Here is a 672-nt window from a genome sequence, read left to right on the forward strand (position 1 = left end):
GCGGCGATCCCTTCGCGTTGACGTTCGAGGATGAGTGCGCGTTCGAACTCGGCGAAGGCGCCCATCACGCTCAGCAGCAGGTTCGCCATGGGCGAGTCCTCGCCAGTGAAAGTCAGGTTCTCCTTGACGAATTCGACTCGTACGCCTTTGCCGGTGAGGGTGCGCACAAGCCGGCGTAGGTCGTCGAGGTTGCGGGCGAGGCGGTCCATGGAGTGCACGATGACGGTGTCGCCGTCGCGGACGAAGGCGATCATCTCGTCGAGTTTGGGGCGGGTGGTGTCCTTGCCGGAGGCCTTATCAGTAAAGGTGCGTTCGACATCGATCCCGTCGAGCTGGCGGACGGTGTTCTGATCGAGAGTGCTGACCCTGATGTAGCCGACGCGCACCGCGCGACCCCCCTTCTCACCCGGAACGTCCAGTTAGATTCAAAGAACCTAGCAGACATGCGTCAGAAAATGTGGTACGCCACCCTATTCTGACGCAATTCACCGGCCGGCCGATTGTGGTGTTGGGGTGTACCCCAGATGCGCAGGCACTGCCAGCACCACGCTCCGCAGCTGCGGCTGTAACGTGTTTCACTTCTGAGTGTCAACGGATTTCGGAGGGGACCGAACACAGATGCTGAGCTTCTTCGTCGAACGCGATGGTCGACTCGTCGCCCAGAAACTCGCC

General features: G+C 61.0%; 1 protein-coding gene. It reads right to left on the reverse strand.

What is annotated here, in order from left to right:
- The coding region (locus tag A5780_RS19225; protein ID WP_064909158.1) for a recombinase family protein at window positions 1-386 on the reverse strand (386 nt) is incomplete at its 3' end.
- Window positions 387-672 lie beyond the last annotated feature (286 nt).

This window comes from Nocardia sp. 852002-20019_SCH5090214 (genome assembly GCF_001665865.1).
GTDB classification, from domain to species: Bacteria; Actinomycetota; Actinomycetes; order Mycobacteriales; family Mycobacteriaceae; genus Nocardia; species Nocardia nova.